Source organism: Streptomyces sp. NPDC007189 (genome assembly GCF_040703635.1).
GTDB lineage: Bacteria > Actinomycetota > Actinomycetes > Streptomycetales > Streptomycetaceae > Streptomyces.
The window spans coordinates 1-20239 of the sequence record NZ_JBEYEY010000005.1 but is presented as its reverse complement, the minus strand read 5'-3'; the positions used below and the strand labels follow the sequence as shown (position 1 = coordinate 20239).

General features: G+C 70.5%; 13 protein-coding genes, 1 tRNA gene and 1 rRNA gene. 2 read left to right on the top strand and 13 right to left on the bottom strand.

Annotated features, from left to right (window positions below; translation table 11 throughout):
* Positions 1–221 precede the first annotated feature (221 nt).
* Complete coding sequence (locus AB0950_RS12120; protein ID WP_366778445.1) at positions 222–1067, top strand: DNA-formamidopyrimidine glycosylase family protein; 846 nt, start codon at positions 222–224, stop codon at positions 1065–1067.
* Between the two features lie 87 nt (positions 1068–1154).
* On the opposite strand, the gene AB0950_RS12115 is transcribed toward AB0950_RS12120, so the two are convergent.
* The 10 genes from AB0950_RS12115 to AB0950_RS12070 all read right to left on the bottom strand — a co-directional run bounded on the left by AB0950_RS12115 (position 1155) and on the right by AB0950_RS12070 (position 15989).
* The gene (locus tag AB0950_RS12115) at positions 1155–1430 is read right to left on the bottom strand and encodes a hypothetical protein (protein ID WP_360148472.1); all 276 of its coding nucleotides are present in this window, start codon (positions 1428–1430) and stop codon (positions 1155–1157) included.
* Positions 1431–1533: 103 nt separating this feature from the next.
* Positions 1534–2004 carry a DNA starvation/stationary phase protection protein gene (locus AB0950_RS12110; RefSeq protein ID WP_366778593.1) on the bottom strand — a complete coding sequence of 157 codons (471 nt, stop codon included), beginning with the start codon at positions 2002–2004 and terminating at the stop codon, positions 1534–1536.
* Between the two features lie 201 nt (positions 2005–2205).
* Positions 2206–2580 (bottom strand): helix-turn-helix transcriptional regulator, encoded by a 375-nt coding sequence (locus AB0950_RS12105; RefSeq protein WP_330337446.1) that lies wholly within the window; start codon positions 2578–2580, stop codon positions 2206–2208.
* A gap of 109 nt (positions 2581–2689) precedes the next feature.
* Entirely contained in the window at positions 2690–3235 is a 546-nt protein-coding gene (locus AB0950_RS12100) for a CinA family protein (protein WP_366778444.1), read from the bottom strand.
* Entirely contained in the window at positions 3232–3987 is a 756-nt protein-coding gene (pgsA, locus tag AB0950_RS12095; RefSeq protein WP_360148479.1) for a CDP-diacylglycerol--glycerol-3-phosphate 3-phosphatidyltransferase, read from the bottom strand. Before pgsA ends, AB0950_RS12100 begins: the two co-directional genes overlap by 4 nt.
* A complete protein-coding gene (rimO, locus tag AB0950_RS12090; RefSeq protein ID WP_360148482.1) occupies positions 3984–5456 on the bottom strand; it encodes a 30S ribosomal protein S12 methylthiotransferase RimO in 1473 nt (490 codons plus the stop codon). Before rimO ends, pgsA begins: the two co-directional genes overlap by 4 nt.
* A gap of 86 nt (positions 5457–5542) precedes the next feature.
* A complete protein-coding gene (locus AB0950_RS12085) occupies positions 5543–6388 on the bottom strand; it encodes a RodZ domain-containing protein (RefSeq protein ID WP_360148485.1) in 846 nt (281 codons plus the stop codon).
* 278 nt (positions 6389–6666) lie between these two features.
* The gene (locus tag AB0950_RS12080; RefSeq protein WP_360570038.1) at positions 6667–9429 is read right to left on the bottom strand and encodes a DNA translocase FtsK; all 2763 of its coding nucleotides are present in this window, start codon (positions 9427–9429) and stop codon (positions 6667–6669) included.
* A 123-nt stretch (positions 9430–9552) separates the two neighbouring features.
* Positions 9553–10233, bottom strand: a complete 681-nt coding sequence (locus AB0950_RS12075) for a response regulator (RefSeq protein WP_360148491.1) — start codon at positions 10231–10233, stop codon at positions 9553–9555.
* Positions 10234–10532: 299 nt separating this feature from the next.
* Complete coding sequence (locus AB0950_RS12070) at positions 10533–15989, bottom strand: HAMP domain-containing protein (protein WP_360148494.1); 5457 nt, start codon at positions 15987–15989, stop codon at positions 10533–10535.
* A 408-nt stretch (positions 15990–16397) separates the two neighbouring features.
* On the opposite strand from AB0950_RS12070, the gene AB0950_RS12065 reads away from it, so the two are divergent.
* The gene (locus AB0950_RS12065; protein ID WP_360148497.1) at positions 16398–19154 is read left to right on the top strand and encodes a SpoIIE family protein phosphatase; all 2757 of its coding nucleotides are present in this window, start codon (positions 16398–16400) and stop codon (positions 19152–19154) included.
* Positions 19155–19208: 54 nt separating this feature from the next.
* On the opposite strand, the gene AB0950_RS12060 is transcribed toward AB0950_RS12065, so the two are convergent.
* From AB0950_RS12060 to rrf, 3 genes are all read right to left on the bottom strand, one after another.
* Positions 19209–19281: transfer RNA gene (locus AB0950_RS12060), tRNA-Thr, on the bottom strand.
* Positions 19282–19365: 84 nt separating this feature from the next.
* Positions 19366–20028 carry a DegT/DnrJ/EryC1/StrS family aminotransferase gene (locus AB0950_RS12055; RefSeq protein WP_360570650.1) on the bottom strand — a complete coding sequence of 221 codons (663 nt, stop codon included), beginning with the start codon at positions 20026–20028 and terminating at the stop codon, positions 19366–19368.
* Between the two features lie 116 nt (positions 20029–20144).
* Positions 20145–20239 (bottom strand): 5S ribosomal RNA (rrf, locus tag AB0950_RS12050); the annotation flags it as partial.

Sequence of the window (20239 nt, the reverse complement as noted above, 5' to 3'; positions counted from 1 at the left end):
CCATGGCGGGGAGACCATGACCGCCGCCGCCGAACCATGGCGGGGAGACCATGACCGCCGTCGGCAGACCATGGCTGGCAGACCCTGACCGTCGCCCGGCAGCCCATGGCGGGAGGCCATGACCACCGTCGCCTCCCGCCACCGGGCGCTGCCCCTCTCACCCGAGAGGGACAGCCTGGTCCCGCCCGACCACCGCGACCCGGCCGTGGCACCCTTGACGCATGCCCGAAGGTGACACGGTCTGGCAGGCCGCGCGGCGGCTGCACGAGGCCCTCGCGGGCAAGGCGCTGACCCGCAGCGACTTCCGGGTGCCGAAGTACGCGACGGTCGACCTCACGGGCCGTACCGTGCTCAGCACGATCCCGCGCGGCAAACACCTGCTCACCCGGTTCGAGGGCGGCCTGACCCTCCACACGCATCTGCGGATGGAGGGCTCCTGGAAGGTGTACGGCACGGGAGAGCGCTGGCGGGGCGGCCCGGCCCACCAGATCCGGGCGATCCTCGGCACCGCCGACCGCACGGCCGTGGGCTACCGGCTCCAGGTCCTGGAGTTGCTGCGCACCGGTGAGGAGGAGCGGGTCGTCGGTCATCTGGGCCCCGACCTGCTGGGCCCGGACTGGGACCCCGAGCGCGCCCTCGCCAACGTCCTCGCCCACCCCGCCCGCCCGCTCGGCGAAGCCCTGCTCGACCAGCGCAACCTCGCCGGTATCGGCAACATCTACAAGAGCGAGCTCTGTTTCCTGCTGGGCGTCACCCCGTGGCTCCCGGTCGGCGCGCTGCCCGCGGACCGCGCCGAGACGCTGCCCGCGCTCGCCAAGAGGCTCCTGGAGGCGAACCGCGACCGCCCCGTCCGGCAGACCACCGGCCTGCACCGGCACGACCTGTTCGTCTACGGCCGCGCACCCCGCCCCTGCCTGCGCTGCCACACACCGGTCCGCGTGGCCGACCAGGGCGACGGCTCCCAGGAACGCCCCACCTACTGGTGCCCCACCTGCCAGACGGGCCCGGCCCCCGGCCCCGGTTCACCGCAGCGCTGGCGGGACCGCTATCCGCGCCGCACCGGCTGACCGAGCCGAGCCGCACGCCGAGCCGCACACCGGAAAGCCCGCATCCCCTGGAACAACGCGATCGCGCCGACCTGGCTCCCGCGTTCCTCACGGGTCGGAAACTTCCCCCGAACGAGGGCCCCGCGATGCCCTGGCAGCACCCCCCGGCCGCCAGGCCGCCACCCAGCTCCCCGTCGGCAGCGCTCCGGTCGCCCGGGTCTCCGGCATGCAGTGCACCGGGAGCACGCTCAGCCCCCACCCGCCGGCCACGACGGCCCCTTCCAGCACACCCGAGCCCTGCCCCAGCGCGAGCCGCAGCCCCGCCCACCACCACACGGCCGTGAGCCCCAGCCCGAGCGTCCAGCGCACTATGCGCCCCACCATGCGCGCCACCACCTCCTGCCGGACGCTAGACCGCCGCCCGCCCGGCGCGGGAGGCGCACTGCGGGCTCACCGGTGCACAACAGCCGGCCCGTGCGGCGCGGACCTACGCGTTCTCCGCCTGGAACATCCAGTGGTGCTTCTCCAGGTCCGCGGTGATCCCGATGAAGATGTCCTGGGTCACCGGGTCCGGCTCCCCCGTCGCGGCCACGCGCTCCCGCATCCGGGTGATCACCGCGCCGAGCGCGTCCACCATCGCCCGGACCGCGTCGCCGTCCTTGATCCAGCCCGCCGGAGTGGTGCCGATGCCGCTGCCGGCGGCCACCGTGGCGGCGCGCCCGTCGGGCGGTACGCCCAGGGCCGAGGCGCGCTCGGCCACCGTGTCGGAGTGGGTGCGCGCGGAGGCGACGACCTCGTCGAGCTGCAGGTGGACGGAGCGGAAACGGGGCCCGACGATGTTCCAGTGGATCTGCTTGGCGACCAGGGAGAGGTCCACCAGGTCGACGAGGGCACCCTGCAGCGCCTCGGCCACCGTCTTCAGGTCCGCGTCGGCCAACGGGCTCTTCACGACGTACATCCGTTTCCTCCGGTGCTTGGGCGCCGCCATGTCCCTCCCACCATGACCGCCCCGCCCAAGCCCGGCAAACGGACACAAAAGCGACGCACATCACACAGTCGACCCGGGTAAGCGAAAGCCCCGGCTGCCTGCTCCAGGTCTTCCTGGAACAGGCAGCCGGGGCCTGATATGTCTCGGTTCGCTAGGCCGCGTGCGCGTGCGTCACGCGGCGACCACGTCCACAGCCTCCGCGGGCGCCTTGATGGTCACCCGTTCCGGTGGCACACCGGTCACCGACACCGATCCCAGCATCGGCCGGACCGGCGTCGCCACGGGCTCGGTGGCCGCGGCGGACTGGGCCAGCTCGGCGAGCGCCAGCTCGTCGCTCACTTCTCGCATGAGTTCCGACATCCGTACGTCCAGCGCGTCGCAGATGGCGGCGAGCAGCTCGGAGGAAGCCTCCTTCTGCCCCCGCTCCACCTCGGAGAGATAGCCGAGTGAGACTCGGGCGGACGAGGAGACTTCGCGCAGAGTACGGCCCTGGCGTTGGCGCTGCCGACGCAGCACGTCACCCAGCAGGCGACGGAGCAGAATCATCGGTGGCTCCCTCCTCGGACCGCGTAGCCGCATCCTTCTCGCCCCACCGTACCGCCTCGCGCCGCGGCCGTGCGGGGAGCGATGTCGTGTTCACTCAGGGCTGCAAACATCAAAACCCCCCGTTCCGTTCCGTATCCTGTGCCCGCTCATTCCCAGTCTGTTCGCCCGCAAGCTGCTCGAGGAGCACTGCGAGTACGCTCCGTACACTCTCCATACGAATTTCCGCACGGCTGCCGTTCAACCGCAGGGCCTCCACTTTTCCGCCACCGGCAGAACCGGGGTGCGAGGTGAGGGGTCCGTCGACGGCCACGAAGACCGTCCCGACCGGCCGGCCGTCCTGCGGTTCGGGGCCGGCGACTCCGGTGGTCGCGATGCCCCAGTCGGCGCCCAGAGCCTTCCGTACGCCGGTGGCCATCTGGGCCGCGACCTGCGAATCCACCGCTCCTCGCTGCGCCAGCAGAGTGGCGTCGACGCCCAGCAGCTCATGCTTCAGTTCGGTGGCGTAGGCGGTGACCGAACCCCGGAACACCTTGGACGCTCCGGGAACCGATGTGATCTCCGCGGCCACCAGGCCACCGGTGAGCGACTCGGCGACGGCGAGGGTCTCGCCCCTCACGGTCAGTAGTCGCACCAGTTCGGTGGCCTTCGAACTCACGCTTCCTTCTCCTCCAACGCCGCGGCTCGCTCCGCGATTCCCTGCCTGCGCAGCACAATGGCCTGTCTTACATAGTCGAGACCGGTGGCGACGGTGAGGACGACCGCCACGGCCATCACCCAGAACCTCAGGGTGGCCAGCCAGCCGGTCAGCGCCAGAACGTACATCCCGACCGCCACGCCCTGGGTGAGGGTCTTGAGCTTGCCCCCGCGGCTGGCCGGGATCACGCCGTAGCGGATGACCAGAAAACGCAGCAGGGTGATGCCGAGTTCCCGGCCGAGGATCACGCCCGTCACCCACCACGGCAGATCGCCCAGGGCCGAAAGACAGATCAGCGCCGCCCCCATGATGGCCTTGTCGGCGATGGGGTCGGCGATCTTCCCGAAGTCGGTGACCAGGTTGTAGGTGCGCGCCAGATGTCCGTCGAACAGGTCGGTGATCATGGCGACGGCGAAGGCGGCCCAGGCCAGCGAGCGCCAGGCCGGGTCGTAGCCACCGTTGGCCAGCATCAGCGCCACGAAACCGGGCACCAGGAGCAGCCGGAGCATGGTCAGCAGATTGGCGACGTTCCAGACGCTCGCCTGGTTGACGGCCGCGGCGGCGATCTTCCCGCCGCGCGCGGGCTTGCCGCCGCCGGGACCTGGGGCAGAACCGGAGACCTCGGACCGTGCGCCGTCGGCGGGGGCGGCGGGCCCCCGGGCGCCCTGCGCGCCGGAGGAGCCGCCCGCGGCGGATGCCGGGACTCCGGTCATCTGCCCGCCTCCTCACTACACGCGAGCGAGCCGGTCAGCGGCTCGGCCACCAGGTCGACACCTTCCGTACCGACCACCTTCGCCTCGACCATACGTCCGACGCTCAGGCCTTCGCCGCTCGTGAGCAGAACCTGCCCGTCGGTCTCGGGCGCCTGGTGCGCGGCACGGCCGTACACGCCCTCTTCCTCGTCGACGGACTCGACCAGGACGCGCAGCGTTTCCCCGACGCGCTCCTCGGCGCGCTGCGAGACGAGTTCCTCGGCGAGCCGGGAGATGTGGGCCAGGCGCTCGGCGACGACGTCCTCGTCCAGCTTGTTGTCGTACGTCGCCGCCTCCGTGCCCTCCTCGTCGGAGTAGCCGAAGACGCCGATGGCGTCCAGGCGGGCGCCGTTCAGGAAGCGCTCCAGCTCGGCCAGGTCCGCCTCGCTCTCGCCGGGGAAGCCGACGATGAAGTTGGACCGCACGCCGGCCTCGGGCGCCTTGGAGCGGATGGTGTCGAGCAACTCCAGGAAGCGGTCGGTGTCGCCGAAGCGGCGCATGGCGCGCAGCACGTCGGGCGCGGAGTGCTGGAAGGACAGGTCGAAGTACGGCGCGACCTTGGGCGTCGAGGTGAGTACGTCGATCAGGCCCGGGCGCATCTCGGCCGGCTGCAGATAGCTGACCCGGACCCGCTCGATGCCGTCGACCTCGGCCAGCTCCGGCAGCAGGGACTCCAGCAGGCGGATGTCGCCCAGGTCCTTGCCGTAGGAGGTGTTGTTCTCGGAGACCAGCATGATCTCCTTCACGCCCTGCTCGGCCAGCCAGCGCGTCTCGTTCAGCACGTCGCTGGGGCGGCGGGAGATGAAGGAGCCCCGGAACGACGGGATGGCGCAGAAGGAGCAGCGCCGGTCGCAGCCGGAGGCCAGCTTCACCGAGGCGACCGGGGAGCCGTCCAGGCGCCGGCGCAGCGGCGCGCGGGGACCCGAGGCGGGCGCGACGCCCTCCGGGAGATCGGCCGGGCCGTGTCCGGGAAGGGCCACCGCCGCGGCCGATTCCTGGCGCTCGGCCGGGCTGATCGGGAGCAGCTTGCGGCGGTCGCGCGGGGTGTGGGAGGCGTGGACGCCGCCGGACAGGATGGTCTGCAGGCGGTCGGAGATGTCCGCGTAGTCGTCGAATCCGAGCACGCCGTCGGCCTCGGGCAGCGCCTGGGCCAGTTCCTTGCCGTACCGCTCGGCCATGCAGCCCACCGCCACGACGGCCTGGGTTCTGCCGTGGTCCTTGAGGTCGTTGGCCTCGAGGAGGGCGTCGACGGAGTCCTTCTTCGCGGCTTCGACGAAGCCGCACGTGTTCACCACGGCGACGTCGGCGTCCGCGGCGTCCTCGACGAGCTGCCAGCCGTCCGCCTCCAAACGGCCTGCGAGCTCCTCCGAGTCCACCTCGTTACGGGCGCAGCCAAGGGTGACGAGTGCGACGGTACGGCGTTCAGGCATGGGCTCAAGACTACTTCGTCTCACTGACAGCCCACGTCGACGGGGTTGGCCGACCCCGTCACACTCGCTCCGCCCCGAAGGACCGCTCAGCCCGCCACCGGGTCGCCCTTGGTGTAGGTGAGGCGCTCGACCTGGCCCGGCTGGAACTTGTCGTCGATCTTCTTGCCGTTGACGTAGAGCTCGATGGCGCCGGCGTCGCCCAGGATCAGGTTGATCTTGGAGCTGTCCTGGAAGGTCTTGGAGTCGCCCTTGTTCAGCAGCCCGTCGAAGAGCATCCGGCCGTTGTGGTCCTTGGCGGAGATCCAACTGCGTCCGTTCGGCGCGCTGACCTGGACGGTCACCTTGTCCTGGGGCGCGGCGGCGATGGCGCTGTCGGAGGGCGCGGGGCTCGGCGTGACGGGCTTGGTCTTCGTCGGCCGCGGCGAGGGCGACTTGCTCGCGGCGGACGTGCCGCCGCCCTGGGCGACCTGCGACTTGGCATCGCTTCCGGAGCCGCCGCCCTTGACGGCGGTGAAGCCGACGAAGCCGATCACCACGACGATCGCGGCGACCATGGCGGCGGTCCAGTTCGGCCCCCGCCGCTCCGGCCGGATCCGCTCGGCCTCGAACAGGGGTGCGGCCGGGGTGGGCGCGGGACGGCCGCCGTGCTCGGCGTCGTACTGGGCGATCAGCGGTGCGGGGTCGAGGTGGACTGCCTTGGCCAGCGTGCGGATGTGCCCACGGGCGTACACGTCGCCGCCGCACGGGGCGAAGTCGTCCGCCTCGATGGCGTGGATGACGGCGATACGGACACGAGTGGCGCTGCTGACGTCGTCCACGGTGAGCCCGGCCGCGATCCGCGCCTGCTGCAGGGCGCGGCCCACGGAGACACGGGCTTCCTCGGACTCGTCTGGGAACGGACGCTCGTCTTCAGGGGAGTTGCCGATGGACACGGGGGCGCCTTTCGAGCGTGTAGCCACCTGTGCTGGAAGCTCAGTCTAGGGGGGGTGCGAAAGGGTGGGGCAACCGGGCGGGTGGGACTTTGTACACCATAGGAACGGCCGGACATTCCTATGATTGGACAGGCAGGTACCCCATGGTGGGACCCCCAACTGTCCTTTCGCTCAACTGGACGTACGACGAAGGGAAACGGTTGCTCGCCGATCCCTAACGGGTGGATCACGGCGGTCCGCCACCCGGCGTACCGGCGTCCGCCGGACGGCCGTCCGCCCTACTCCTCAGACTCCCCGCGAATCATGGCGAGCACGCCGTCCAGCTCGTCAGGCTTCACAAGAACGTCACGAGCCTTGGATCCCTCGCTCGGCCCCACGATGTTGCGGGACTCCATGAGGTCCATGAGCCGCCCGGCCTTGGCGAAGCCGACGCGCAGCTTGCGCTGGAGCATCGAGGTCGACCCGAACTGGGTGGAGACGACCAGCTCGGCCGCCTGACACAGCAGGTCGAGGTCGTCGCCGATGTCCTCGTCGATCTCCTTCTTCTGCTTGCTGCCGACCGTGACGTCGTCCCGGAACACCGGCGTCATCTGCTCCTTGCAGTGCCGGACGACGGCCGCGATCTCGGCCTCGGTGACGAACGCGCCCTGCATACGGGTCGGCTTGTTCGCGCCCATCGGCAGGAACAGGCCGTCGCCCTTGCCGATCAGCTTCTCGGCGCCGGGCTGGTCGAGGATGACCCGGGAGTCGGCGAGCGAGGAGGTGGCGAAGGCCAGCCGGGAGGGCACGTTGGCCTTGATCAGACCGGTGACCACGTCGACCGACGGGCGCTGGGTGGCGAGCACCAGGTGGATGCCGGCCGCGCGCGCGAGCTGGGTGATGCGCACGATCGCGTCCTCGACGTCCCGCGGGGCGACCATCATCAGGTCGGCCAGCTCGTCCACGATCACGAGCAGATACGGGTACGGCTGCAGTTCCCGCTCGCTGCCCTCGGGCGGTTTGACCCTGCCCTCGCGGACGGCCTGGTTGAAGTCGTCGATGTGCCGGAAGCCGTAGGCCGCGAGGTCGTCGTAGCGCAGGTCCATCTCGCGTACGACCCACTGCAGGGCCTCGGCCGCCCGCTTGGGGTTGGTGATGATCGGCGTGATCAGGTGCGGGATGCCCTCGTAGGCGGTCAGCTCGACGCGCTTGGGGTCGACCAGGATCATCCGGACGTCCTCGGGGGTCGCCCGCATCATGACCGAGGTGATCAGGCAGTTGATGCAGGACGACTTGCCGGAGCCGGTGGCGCCGGCGACCAGCATGTGCGGCATCTTCGCCAGCGAGTGCATCACGTACCCGCCCTCGACGTCCTTGCCGAAGGCGACCAGCATCGGGTCGTCGTCCTCGGCGGACTCCGCGAGGCGCAGCACGTCGCCGAGGTTGACCATCTCGCGGTCGGTGTTGGGGATCTCGATGCCGACCGCGGACTTGCCGGGGATGGGGCTGATGATCCGCACGTCCGGGCTGGCGACGGCGTACGCGATGTTCTTGGTCAGCGCGGTGATCCGCTCGACCTTCACGGCGGGGCCGAGTTCGACCTCGTAGCGGGTGACCGTCGGGCCGCGGGTGAAGCCGGTGACGCGCGCGTCGACCTTGAACTCGGTGAAGACCTGCGTGAGCGAGGCGACGACCGCGTCGTTCGCGGCGCTGCGCGCCTTGCCGGGGCCGCCGCGGGTGAGGAGGTCCAGCGACGGCAGCGCGTAGGTGACGTCCCCGGAGAGCTGGAGCTGCTCCGCGCGCGCGGGCAGGTCGCGTGGCTGGTCGGGGGCCTTCTTGGTCAGGTCGGGGACGGTGCCGGCCGGGAGCTTCTCCTGCTTGGGGCGCGCGGCCGGGACCGGCGAGGGCTCGGGAGCCGGTTCGGGCGCGGGGGCCGGCCCCGGCGCGGGGGTCGGTACCGGGGTCGTCTCCTCGCGGTCGCCCACGCTGACGCCCTGGGTGAGGTCGGCGACCAGCGGGGACGGCGGCATGCCGTGCAGCACCGCTCCGTCGAGCGCCGCCGCCGCGGCCGCCGCGACGTCCACGGCGTCCATCCGGCGCTGCGGGTCCGGCTGGGGCACCGCGGAGCGCCTGGGGCGGCCGCGGCGCTGTGAGAGGGCCTCCGCCTCGGCGCTGTCGGGGTCGTACGCCTTGGGGGCGGACGCGCGCTTACGGGGGCGCGCGGGCAGCGCCTCGCGCCACTGGTCGTCGTAGCGCTCGTCGTCCTCGGTGTACTCGTCCGCCTCGAGGTCGTGCAGCACGCCCAGGCGTACGCCGAGGGTGCGCAGCCGCTGCGGCACGGCGTTGACCGGGGTGGCGGTCACCACGAGCAGCCCGAAGATCGTCAGCAGCACCAGCAGGGGTACGGCGAGGACGTCGGTCATCGTGTACGTCAGCGGAGTGGCCGCCGCCCAGCCGATGAGGCCGCCGGCGTCCCTTATGGCCTGCATGCCGTCGCTGCGGGCGGGCGAGCCGCAGGCGATGTGGACCTGCCCGAGCACGCCGATGACGAGCGCGGACAGGCCGATCACGATCCGTCCGTTGGCCTCCGGCCGCTCCGGGTGCCGGATGAGCCGTACGGCGATCACCCCGAGCAGGATCGGCACCAGCAGGTCGAGCCGGCCGAAGGCGCCGGTGACCAGGATCTCCACGAGATCGCCGACCGGGCCCTTCAGGTCCGCCCAGGTGCCGGCGGCGACGATCAGCGCGATGCCGAACAGCAGCAGCGCGATGCCGTCCTTGCGATGGGCGGGGTCGAGGTTCTTCGCGCCCTGCCCTATGCCGCGGAAGACGGCGCCGACGGCGTGTGCCAGACCCAGCCAGAGGGCGCGCACGAGCCGGTACACGCCCCCGGTGGGGCTGGGCACCGGTTTCGGCGGAGCGGCCTTCTTCGCCGGAGCCTTCTTGGCGGGCGCCTTCTTCGCCGGGGCCTTTTTCGCTGCGGCCTTCCTCGCCGGAGCCTTCGAGGGAGCGGCCGCCTTCTTGGCGGGCTGCTTCTTGGCTGCGGAGGGACGTGAGGCCATGGGTGTGAGGTTACCGGGGGAGACGACAGCGGACACGTGTGCCCACAGCTTCACCCGTTCGTGTCGCCCTTGCGGGGGACCGGAACTGACGCACGCTCACGGTCACCGCCGACCGGACGTACGTCAGTTCTGCGCCGGCATCGGCGGGCCGCCGGTGCCGGCGCCCGGCTCCAGGGCGTCCAGCGCGCGCCGCAGCCCGGTGAGTTTGCGCTCCAGATGGGCCGCCGTGGCCACCGCCGCCGCGTCCGCCGAGTCGTCGTCCAGCTGCTTGGACAGCGCCTCGGCCTGCTCCTCGACGGCCGCGAGCCGCGCGGACAGCTCGGCCAGCAGCCCCGCGGACTCCTTGCCGCCGACCCCGCCCTTGCCGCCGCCCTCCAACTGCAGCCGCAGCAGGGCCGCCTGCTCGCGAAGCTGGCAGTTCTTCATGTACAGCTCGACGAAGACCGAGACCTTCGCGCGCAGCACCCACGGGTCGAAGGGCTTGGAGATGTAGTCCACCGCGCCCGCCGCATAGCCCCGGAAGGTGTGGTGCGGGCCGTGGTTGATCGCGGTGAGGAAGATGATCGGGATGTCCCGGGTCCGCTCCCGCCGCTTGATGTGTGCCGCGGTCTCGAAACCGTCCATGCCCGGCATCTGGACGTCCAGCAGAATGACCGCGAAATCGTCCGTGAGCAGTGCCTTGAGCGCTTCCTCCCCGGACGATGCCCGCACCAGCGTCTGATCGAGCGCAGAGAGGATCGCCTCCAGCGCCAGCAGATTCTCCGGCCGGTCATCGACCAGGAGGATCTTGGCCTTCTGCACCATGGCCCGCCCTCCTCGCCCCGGCGGTACACCGGGCGCCGCCCCAGGGGACGACTCCCTTTCGCCGCCCGTCCTTGTGCCGGTCATCGTAGCCGCACCCCGCCTGTCGCCACACCCTGTCACCGCGATGTCACTGTGCACATAGGGGAAACGCGGCGGGATCCTGGTCGGTTCCCGGAATCCCGCATTCCCCTACGTTCGCAGGCCACCTTAAGTCGTACCGGCGCCCTCGGCTCAAGGGGGCAACTCCCGACCCTCGCCAAGGGTTCTCCCGGCGTTCACCTCCCGCTGCGCCGATCTCGTCACTTGTCCCCCATCCACTGCTGCATCACCGCCAGCAGATGGTCCGGGTCGACCGGCTTGGTGACGTAGTCGGAGGCGCCGGACTCGATCGCCTTCTCCCGGTCGCCCTTCATCGCCTTCGCGGTCAGCGCGATGATCGGCAGCCCGGCGAACTGCGGCATCCTGCGGATCGCCGTGGTCGTCGCGTAGCCGTCCATCTCCGGCATCATGATGTCCATCAGCACGACCGCCACGTCGTCGTGCTGCTCCAGCACCTCGATGCCCTCACGGCCGTTCTCGGCGTACAGCACCGACAGGCCGTGCTGCTCCAGGACGCTGGTCAGCGCGAACACGTTGCGGATGTCGTCGTCGACGATCAGCACCTTCTCGCCGGCGAACCGCACCCCGTGCGCGGACTGCGGCGCGCTCTCCTGCTCGGGCGCCGACCAGTGCTCGGCCCGCTGCTCGCCCTGCGGCAGGCCCCGGCGCCGGCGCCGGAAGAGGGCCGCGGGGCCGTTCTGGGTCTCCCGGTACGACTTCACCTCGGCCGGCGTCTCGATCTCCACGGCGGACAGCTCCGAGGACTGCTCCGTCGTCGAGGCGACCAGCTCGCCGGCCCCCAGCGGGGGCACGGACTGCTGGTAGCCCTGCGGCGGCAGCTCGCTCATGTGCAGCGGCAGGTACAGCGTGAACGTCGAGCCGCGGCCCGGTTCGCTCTGCGCGTGGATCTCGCCGCCGAGCAGCTGCGCGATCTCCCGCGAGATGGACAGACCCAGGCCGGTACCGCCGTACTTGCGGCTGGTCGTGCCGTCCGCCTGCTTGAACGCCTCGAAGATCACCCGCATCTTGCTGGCCGCGATGCCGATGCCGGTGTCGGTCACCGAGAACGCGATCAGCGGCGCGTCCGGATCGGTCAGCGAGCCGGCCTCCAGCAACTGCTCCCGGATGCCCGCCGGCACGTCCGCGCCGGCCGGCCGGATCACCAGCTCCACCGACCCGGAGTCGGTGAACTTCACCGCGTTCGACAGCAGGTTGCGCAGCACCTGCAGCAGCCGCTGCTCGTCGGTGTGCAGGGTCGCGGGCAGCTCCGGGGAGACCCGTACGGACAGGTCCAGGCCCTTCTCCGCGGTCAGCGGCCGGAACGTGGCCTCCACGTAGTCCACGAGCTGGACGAGCGCGATACGCGTCGGCGAGACGTCCATCTTGCCCGCCTCGACCTTCGACAGGTCGAGGATGTCGTTGATCAGCTGCAGCAGGTCGGAGCCGGCGCCGTGGATGGTCTCGGCGAACTCCACCTGCTTCGGCGAGAGGTTGCCCTCGGCGTTGTCGGCGAGCAACTTGGCCAGAATCAGCAGCGAGTTGAGCGGCGTACGCAGCTCGTGCGACATGTTGGCGAGGAACTCGCTCTTGTAGCGCATCGACACCGCGAGCTGCTCGGCACGCTCCTCCAGGACCTGCCGGGCCTCCTCGATCTCGGTGTTCTTCACCTCGATGTCGCGGTTCTGCCGGGCCAGCAGTTCGGCCTTCTCCTCCAGTTCGGCGTTGGAGGCCTGCAGCGCCTTCTGCCGGTTCTCCAACTCCTCCGACCGCTCCCTGAGTTGCTCGGTCAGCTCCTGCGACTGCTTCAGCAGCTGCTCGGTCTTGGTGTTGACCGAGATGGTGTTGACGCTGGTCGCGATCATCTCGGCGATCTGGTTGAGGAAGTCCTTCTGGATCTGCGTGAACGGCGTGAAGGAGGCCAGCTCGATCACGCCGAGCACATTGCCCTCGAACAGCACCGGCAGCACGATCACCTGCGACGGCGGGGCCTCGCCGAGGCCGGAGGAGATCTTCAGATAGCCGCTGGGCGCCTTGTCCACCAGGATCGTGCGCTTCTCCTCGGCGGCCGTGCCGATCAGCCCCTCACCGGGCCGGAACGACGTCGGCATGGAGCCCATCGAGTAGCCGTACGAGCCGAGCATCCGCAGCTCGTAGTTGTCCTCGCCGTCACCGGCGTCCTTGCCCTCCATGAGCGGCATCGCCACGAAGAACGCGCCGTGCTGCGCGGACACCACCGGCGTCAGCTCGCTCATGATCAGCGAGGCCACGTCCTCCAGGTCCCGGCGGCCCTGCATGAGGCCGGAGATACGGGCCAGGTTGCCCTTGAGCCAGTCCTGCTCCTTGTTGGCGATCGTGGTGTCGCGCAGGTTGGCGATCATCTTGTTGATGTAGTCCTGCAGTTCCTGGATCTCGCCGGACGCGTCGACGTCGATCTTCAGGTTCAGGTCGCCGCGGGTCACCGCGGTCGCCACGCGCGCGATGGCACGCACCTGCCGGGTCAGGTTCCCGGCCATCTCGTTCACCGACTCGGTCAGGTCCCGCCAGGTGCCGTCGACGTCACGCACGCGTGCCTGGCCGCCGAGCTGTCCCTCGGTACCCACCTCGCGGGCCACGCGCGTGACCTCCTCGGCGAAACTGGACAGCTGGTCGACCATCGTGTTGATCGTCGTCTTCAGCTCCAGGATCTCGCCGCGGGCGTCGATGTCGATCTTCTTCGTCAGGTCGCCCTTGGCGATCGCCGTGGTCACCATGGCGATGTTGCGCACCTGACCGGTCAGGTTGGACGCCATCTGGTTCACGGACTCGGTCAGGTCCTTCCAGGTGCCGGCCACACCCGGCACGTGCGCCTGACCGCCCAGGATGCCGTCCGTGCCCACCTCGCGGGCCACCTTGGTGACCTGGTCGGCGAACGAACTCAGCGTCTTCACCATGATGTTGATGGTGTCGGCGAGCTGCGCGACCTCACCGCGCGCCTCGATCGTCACCTGACGCGTCAGGTCGCCGTTCGCGACGGCCGAGGCGACCTGGGAGATGTTGCGCACCTGCATGGTCAGGTTGTTGGCCATCAGGTTGACGTTGTTGCTGAGGTCCTTCCAGATGCCGGTGACGCCCGGCACGTGCGCCTGGCCGCCAAGGATGCCCTCGGTGCCCACCTCACGGGCCACCCGGGTCACCTGCTCGGCGAAGCTGGACAGCTGATCAACCATCGTGTTGACCGTCGTGACGAGCTCGAGGATCTCGCCCTTGGCGTCAACAGTGATCTTCTTCGACAGGTCGCCCTTGGCGACCGCGGTCGTGACCTCGGCGATGTTGCGCACCTGGATGGTCAGGTTGTTCGCCATGAAGTTCACGGACTGCGTGAGGTCCTTCCAGGTGCCGGAGACACCCTGCACCTCGGCCTGACCGCCGAGGATGCCCTCCGTACCCACCTCACGGGCCACACGCGTGACCTCCTGGGCGAACGACGACAGCTGGTCCACCATCGTGTTCAGGGTGTTCTTCAGCTCCAGGATCTCCCCGCGCGCGTCCACGGTGATCTTCTGGGAGAGGTCACCGCGGGCCACGGCGGTGGCGACCTGCGCGATGTTGCGCACCTGGGCCGTCAGGTTCCCGGCCATGCCGTTCACGGAGTCGGTCAGGTCCCGCCACACACCAGCGACACCGGGCACCTGCGCCTGCCCGCCGAGACGGCCCTCGGTCCCCACGTCACGGGCGACCCGGGTCACCTGGTCGGCGAAGGCGGACAGCTGATCGACCATCGTGTTGATCGTGTTCTTCAGCTCGAGGATCTCGCCGCGCGCGTCGACGTCGATCTTCTGCGACAGGTCACCGCGCGCCACGGCCGTCGTCACCTGGGCGATCTGCCGCACCTGCGACGTCAGGTTCCCGGCCATGAAGTTGACGGAGTCCGTCAGTTCCTTCCAGGTGCCCGACACGCCGTCCACCCGGGCCTGACCGCCGAGGCGGCCCTCCGTACCCACGTCCCGGGCCATCCGCGTGACCTGGTCGGCGAAGCTCGACAGCTGGTCCACCATCGTGTTCACGGTGTTCTTCAGCTGCAGCATCTCGCCGGAGACGTCGACCGTGACCTTCTGCGACAGATCACCGTTGGCCACCGCCGTCGTCACCTGGGCGATGTTGCGCACCTGCCCGGTGAGGTTGCGGAACGCGGTGTTGACGGAGTCCGTCAGGTCCTTCCAGGCGCCGGCCGCGCCCGGCACCTGCGCCTGGCCGCCCAGCTCGCCCTCGACGCCGATCTCCCGCGCGACCCGCGTCACCTCGGCGCCGAACGACGACAGCTGGTCCACCATCCCGTTGACGGTGTTCTTCAGCTCCAGCATCTCGCCGGCCACGTCGACCGTGACCTTCTGCGACAGATCACCGTTGGCCACCGCCGTCGTCACGGTGGCGATGTCGCGCACCTGCGTGGTCAGGTTCCGGAAGACCGTGTTGACGGAGTCCGTCAGGTCCTTCCAGGTGCCGGCGGCCCCCGGCACGTTCGCCTGACCGCCCAGCCGGCCCTCCGCGCCGACCTCGTTCGCCACGCGCGTGACCTCGTCCGCGAAGATCCGCAGCGTCTCGGTCATCTGGTTGATCGTCTCGGCGAGCTGCGCCACCTCGCCGCGCGCCGGAACCGTCACCTTCTGCGACAGATCACCGCTGGCGACCGCGGTCGTGACCTGCGAGATGCCGCGCACCTGGGCCGTCAGGTTGCCGGCCATCGTGTTGACGGAGTCGGTCAGCTCCTTCCACACCCCGGCCACGCCCGGCACCTGCGCCTGACCGCCCAGGATGCCCTCGGTGCCCACCTCGCGGGCCACCCGGGTCACCTCGACGGAGAACGACGACAGCTGCTCCACCATCGTGTTGACGGTGTTCTTCAGCTCCAGCATCTCGCCGGCGACCTGCACGGTGACCTTGCGGGACAGATCACCCCGGGCGACCGCCGTCGTCACCAGCGCGATGTCGCGCACCTGGGCGGTGAGCTGCCGCGCCATGGTGTTGACGGACTCGGTCAGGTCCTTCCACGAACCGGACATACCGCGCACCCGGGCCTGACCGCCGAGCTTGCCCTCGGTGCCGACCTCGCTGGCCACGCGCGTGACCTCGTCCGTGAACGTCGACAGCTGGTCGACCAGGTTGTTGACGGTACGGCCGACCTTCAGGAACTCACCCCGCAACGGGTGCCCGGTGCCGCCGTCCGGAGCCTGCGTCCGCAGCTCCATCCGGGGCGACAGATCGCCCTCGGCGACCGCCGTGAGCACCCGGCCCACCTCGGACACCGGCCACACCAGATCGTCGACCAGGGCGTTGGAGGCGTCGATCGCCGCCGCCCAGGAGCCCTCGCAGGCCCCCGTCTCCAGCCGCTCCGTGAGCTTGCCCTCACGGCCCACCATCCGCCGTACCCGGGACAGCTCGCCGGTGAGATGCAGGTTCCGGTCGGCCACCTCGTTGAAGACGGCCGCGATCTCCGACATCACACCGTCCCCGGAGACGGTGAGCCGCTTGCGGAAGTTCCCGTCGCGCATCGAGACGAGAGCCGCCAGCAGCCGGTTCAGGGCAGCCGTGTCCACGGTGGTGGTGTCGCCGCGCCTGCCCAGGGACGGTCCGCCTTTCGCGCGCGTCTTCGTGCCACGCGTCGCCGCGCCAGACTCCACTGTGTCCCTCCCGGAGGGGTAGACCGTTACTGCCGTGCTCGGCCGCTTCGGCCCGGCGTGCCGCTGTTCGGCATACCGGTTACTTCCGCGTACCGGTTACTGCTGCGTATTTCTGCCAGACGAGATCCGGCCACACCAGGGGCTGCTGCCCTCGTGCACGGAACACACGCAGGCTGACCCGACCTTCGTCAGAAGCCTGCCCAGTGTTTCACCCTCGCCGAACCAGGCCATAACAGTTCGGCAGCTTCGCACACCGTCCGCACACCCTGGGGGGTAAACACCGGCGACCGGCATCCGCTCGGACGGCGAAGGTAAGTAACCTTGCATGCGGCTGTCCAGCCGCACCGGTCCGACCGGCCTGGGCGGTGGCACCAGTACGAGCGGGCATCGGAGGGGCGGCCGCAGACCATGACCACCGGAGTGATCCCTGGGGGACAGTCCCCGGAGCCACAGGGGACGGGTGAGCTGATGCCGCAGCAGCGGCAGGAGCCGCCCGGCCACGCCCCGTCCGTCGACAACCGGCCGAGGAGTTCTGTGATCACCGCGCGCGCGGCCGCCACCTTCGAGCCCGTCGGGCGGTCGGTGGCGACCGCCCGGTCCTTCGTCCGCGACACCCTCCAGGGCTGGGGCTTCGCCGACATCGTCGACGACGCCGTGGTCCTCACCAGCGAACTGGTGACCAACGCGGTCGTTCACGCGGGCACCCACGCGGAGGTGCTGTGCCTGCGCACCGAGGACGGTGTGCGCATCGAGGTCTCCGACCGCTACCCCGAGCGCGAGGTGCCACTCCAGCACAGCGCCGTCTCGATGGGCAGCCCCGACCGCGAGGGCGGCCGCGGCCTGCAGCTGTGCGCGGCCCTCGCCACCCGCTGGGGCGTCGACTACACGCCCACCCACAAGAACGTCTGGTTCCAGCTCAACCTCCCCGAACGCCTGGCCGGCACCCGGACCGCCGGACCCTCCCTCCCCGCCGACCTGCTCCCGCTGGCCGACGGCCGGGTCCGCGTCGCCGTCCTCCAGGTCGACCGCAAGGGCGCCATCACGTCCTGGAACGAGGACGCCGAAGAACTGTTCGGCTATCCGGCCGCCGAGGTCACCGGCAAGCCCCTCACCGAACTGGCGGCCTGGCCGCACACCCCCGGCACCGGCACCGGCGTCGCCGAGGCCCTCCGGCTCTCCCGCTGGGAGGGCAGCTACGGCATCCGCGGCGCCGACGGCCGGGTCGTCCAGGTGTACGCCTCGCACCTCAGGGTCCGCGACACCGGCGGCGAGCCCTCCACCGTCTGCCTCCTGGTCCGCGACCACGAGCGCGCCGTCCTGCAGACGCCGTCGCGCGTCCCGGCCGGCGACCAGGCCCAGTCCTCCGACGGCCAGAGCACCGACCCCTTCGAGGTCTTCATCGGCTCCCCCGCCCCGGACGACCTCGACGGCCTCCTCCAGCGCACCGTGGAGCGCGCCCGCGACATGCTCGACGGCGACTCCGCGTTCCTGCTGCTGGCCACGGACGACGAGACCGAGCTGGAGGTGCGCGCCTCCACCGGCCTGCCCTCCGCGCGCCAGCGCTTCGCGCGCGTGCCCGTCGAGGCCGGCCCGGGGCGCTACGGCTCCGCGCGCATGCCGGCCGTCCACGACGACCTCACGTCCGTCCCCGGAGCCGTACCGCTGCTGTCCGGCACCGGCATGCGCTCGGTCGTCACCGTCCCGCTGAAGGTCGAGGGCCGCCTCACCGGCTCCCTCGGCGTCGCGGCCGAGGCCCCGGGCCGGTACACCAACGAGGAGGCGCTGCGCCTGCAGTTCGCCGCCGACCGCATCGCGCTGGCCGTCGAGTCGGCCCGCCTGGGCGAGCTGGAGCGGCTGCGCCGCGGTTCCCTGAGCTTCCTGGTCGAGGCCTCCGACCTGCTGGCCGGCACCCTGGACCGCGATCAGACACTGGCCCTGATGGCCCAGATGACCGTCCCCACACTGGCCACCTGGTGCGCCGTCTATACGATCGCCGACCAGGCCTCGGAGCCGTATCTGTCGTACGTCCTGCACGAGGACGAGGAACTCATCGACGGCATCAAGTCGTTGCTCTCGAAGGTGCCCCCGCCGGATCCGGTACCGACGCCCGGCGCGCGCGTCTGGACGGCTCCCGGCGAGGTAGCGCACCAGGCGGCCCTGCGCAGCTCCATGCGCAGCCTCGGGCTGTCCGGCGGGCCCACGCGGCAGATCTCCTCGGGCATCGGCCCGACCCTCGCCACGGCCTCCGCGGTCGGCGGGGAGACGGTCGTCCTGCCGCTCGTCGCCCGCAACCGCGTCATCGGCATGCTGACGCTCGGCAAGCCCACGGACGAGCACTTCCGCCAGGAAATCCTGGAACTGGCCGAGGACCTGTCGCGCCGGGCCGCGCTCGCCCTGGACAACGCCCGCCTGTACTCGGAGCGCACGGCCATCAGCCAGTCCCTCCAGCGCAGCCTGCTCCCGCCGGGCCTGCCGCAGATCGACGGCGTCGAGGTGGAGGTCATCTACCGCGCGGCCGGCGAGGGCAACGAGGTCGGCGGCGACTTCTACGACCTCTTCCCCATCGGCGACGGCGCGTACGGCTTCGCCATCGGCGACGTCTGCGGCACCGGCCCGAACGCCGCGGCGGTCACCGGCCTCGCCCGGCACGCCCTGCGCCTGCTGGCCCGCGAGGGCCTGAGCGGCCCGGCGGTCCTGGAGCGCCTGAACTCCGCAATCCTCGACGAGGGCGACCGCAGCCGCTTCCTGACCCTGCTCTACGGCGAGATGCGCCCGCAGGAGGACGGCAGCGCCGAGCTGAAGGTGGTGTGCGCCGGCCATCCGCTCCCGCTGCGCCTGCGCCAGGACGGCACGGTGACGGCGGCCGCCGAACCGCAGCCGCTGCTGGGCGTGATCGAGGACCTGGAACTGCACGAGGAGACCGTCACCCTCGATCCCGGTGACGTCCTGCTGTGCGTCACGGACGGCGTCACCGAGCGCCGCGAGGGCACGCGCATGCTGGGCGACGACGGTCTCGCCGACGTCCTCACGACCTGCACGGGCCTGACGGCGGGCGCGGTCGCGGCGCGCATCATGCGCGCGGTGGAACGCTTCGCGTCGGACGCCCCGTCGGACGACATGGCGATCCTGGCCATGCGCGTCCCGGAAGTCCACACGGAGGTGTGAGGCCGCGGCGGGCACGAAAAAGGCCCCACCCTTTCGGGTGGGGCCTTCTTTCGGAGCCCCCAAACGGAATCGAACCGTTGACCTTCTCCTTACCATGGAGACGCTCTGCCGACTGAGCTATAGGGGCTTGTCGTTTTCGAGGTTTCCCTCGCGGCGACGGAGAAACTGTACCCCGAGCCGGCCCGAGTTCCCAAATTCGTTCGGGACCCGTTCAGAAGGCGGGCTGCAGCAGTCCGCCGAGCGCGTTGCACGCGGACACGATCCGCTGCATCTCCCGCTTGGTGAGCGAGGCGTCCACGGGCAGCGTCAGGGTCTCGTCGGCGGCCAGTTCGGTCTCCGGCAGGGACACGCACCGACGGAATTCCGGCAGCCGGTGCACGGGCGTCTTGACCGGCACCCGGCACTCGACTCCCTTGGCCCGCAAGGCCAGTGCGAAGGCGTCGCGGTCCGGCCGGCCGTTCCCCGGCACCCGCACGACGTACTGCTGGTAGGTGTGCCCGTCACCGCCGTCCGGCGTGCGCACGCCCCTGAGCTTGGCGTCGAGGTAAGCGGCTCGCTCCCTGCGCTGGGCTATCTCGTCGTACGGCGCCTCGGACTCGCCCTGCTCCAGCACGAGCACGCCGTGCCGCTGCCCGAGCGCGTGCAACCGCCGTACGTCGGCGCGCCGTCCGAAGCGGTGCACCACAACGACCGCTGCGGTACGCGGAGTTATGGCCGCCTCGACGGCGCCGGAGTCGAGGCAGTAGGTCACGGGATCTATGTCGGCGAACACCGGGAGCGCGCCGGCCAGGGTCACGGCCTCGGCGACCTCGGCGTTCCCGAAGGCAGGTACGACGACCTCGTCACCGACTCCTACGCCGGCGGCCCTGAGCATTGCAGCAGTTCCCATGTGCTGGATGCTGGGGGCGCAACATGAACGACACGTTAAGCAAACGGTAAAAAGGCCGGACCCCGAACCGAAGTTCAGGATCCGACCTTTTTGGAAGAATTGTTCGGCGGTGTCCTACTCTCCCACAGGGTCCCCCCTGCAGTACCATCGGCGCTGTAAGGCTTAGCTTCCGGGTTCGGAATGTAACCGGGCGTTT

Coding starts and splice junctions, on each gene's coding strand:
- AB0950_RS12075 (WP_360148491.1), bottom strand. CDS start 10,233: ATGGTGCAGAAGGCCAAGATCCTCCTGGTCGATGACCGGCCGGAGAAT.
- rimO (WP_360148482.1), bottom strand. CDS start 5,456: ATGCCTGAACGCCGTACCGTCGCACTCGTCACCCTTGGCTGCGCCCGT.
- AB0950_RS12065 (WP_360148497.1), top strand. CDS start 16,398: ATGACCACCGGAGTGATCCCTGGGGGACAGTCCCCGGAGCCACAGGGG.
- AB0950_RS12080 (WP_360570038.1), bottom strand. CDS start 9,429: ATGGCCTCACGTCCCTCCGCAGCCAAGAAGCAGCCCGCCAAGAAGGCG.
- pgsA (WP_360148479.1), bottom strand. CDS start 3,987: ATGACCGGAGTCCCGGCATCCGCCGCGGGCGGCTCCTCCGGCGCGCAG.
- AB0950_RS12055 (WP_360570650.1), bottom strand. CDS start 20,028: ATGCTCAGGGCCGCCGGCGTAGGAGTCGGTGACGAGGTCGTCGTACCT.
- AB0950_RS12110 (WP_366778593.1), bottom strand. CDS start 2,004: ATGTACGTCGTGAAGAGCCCGTTGGCCGACGCGGACCTGAAGACGGTG.
- AB0950_RS12105 (WP_330337446.1), bottom strand. CDS start 2,580: ATGATTCTGCTCCGTCGCCTGCTGGGTGACGTGCTGCGTCGGCAGCGC.
- AB0950_RS12120 (WP_366778445.1), top strand. CDS start 222: ATGCCCGAAGGTGACACGGTCTGGCAGGCCGCGCGGCGGCTGCACGAG.
- AB0950_RS12115 (WP_360148472.1), bottom strand. CDS start 1,430: ATGGTGGGGCGCATAGTGCGCTGGACGCTCGGGCTGGGGCTCACGGCC.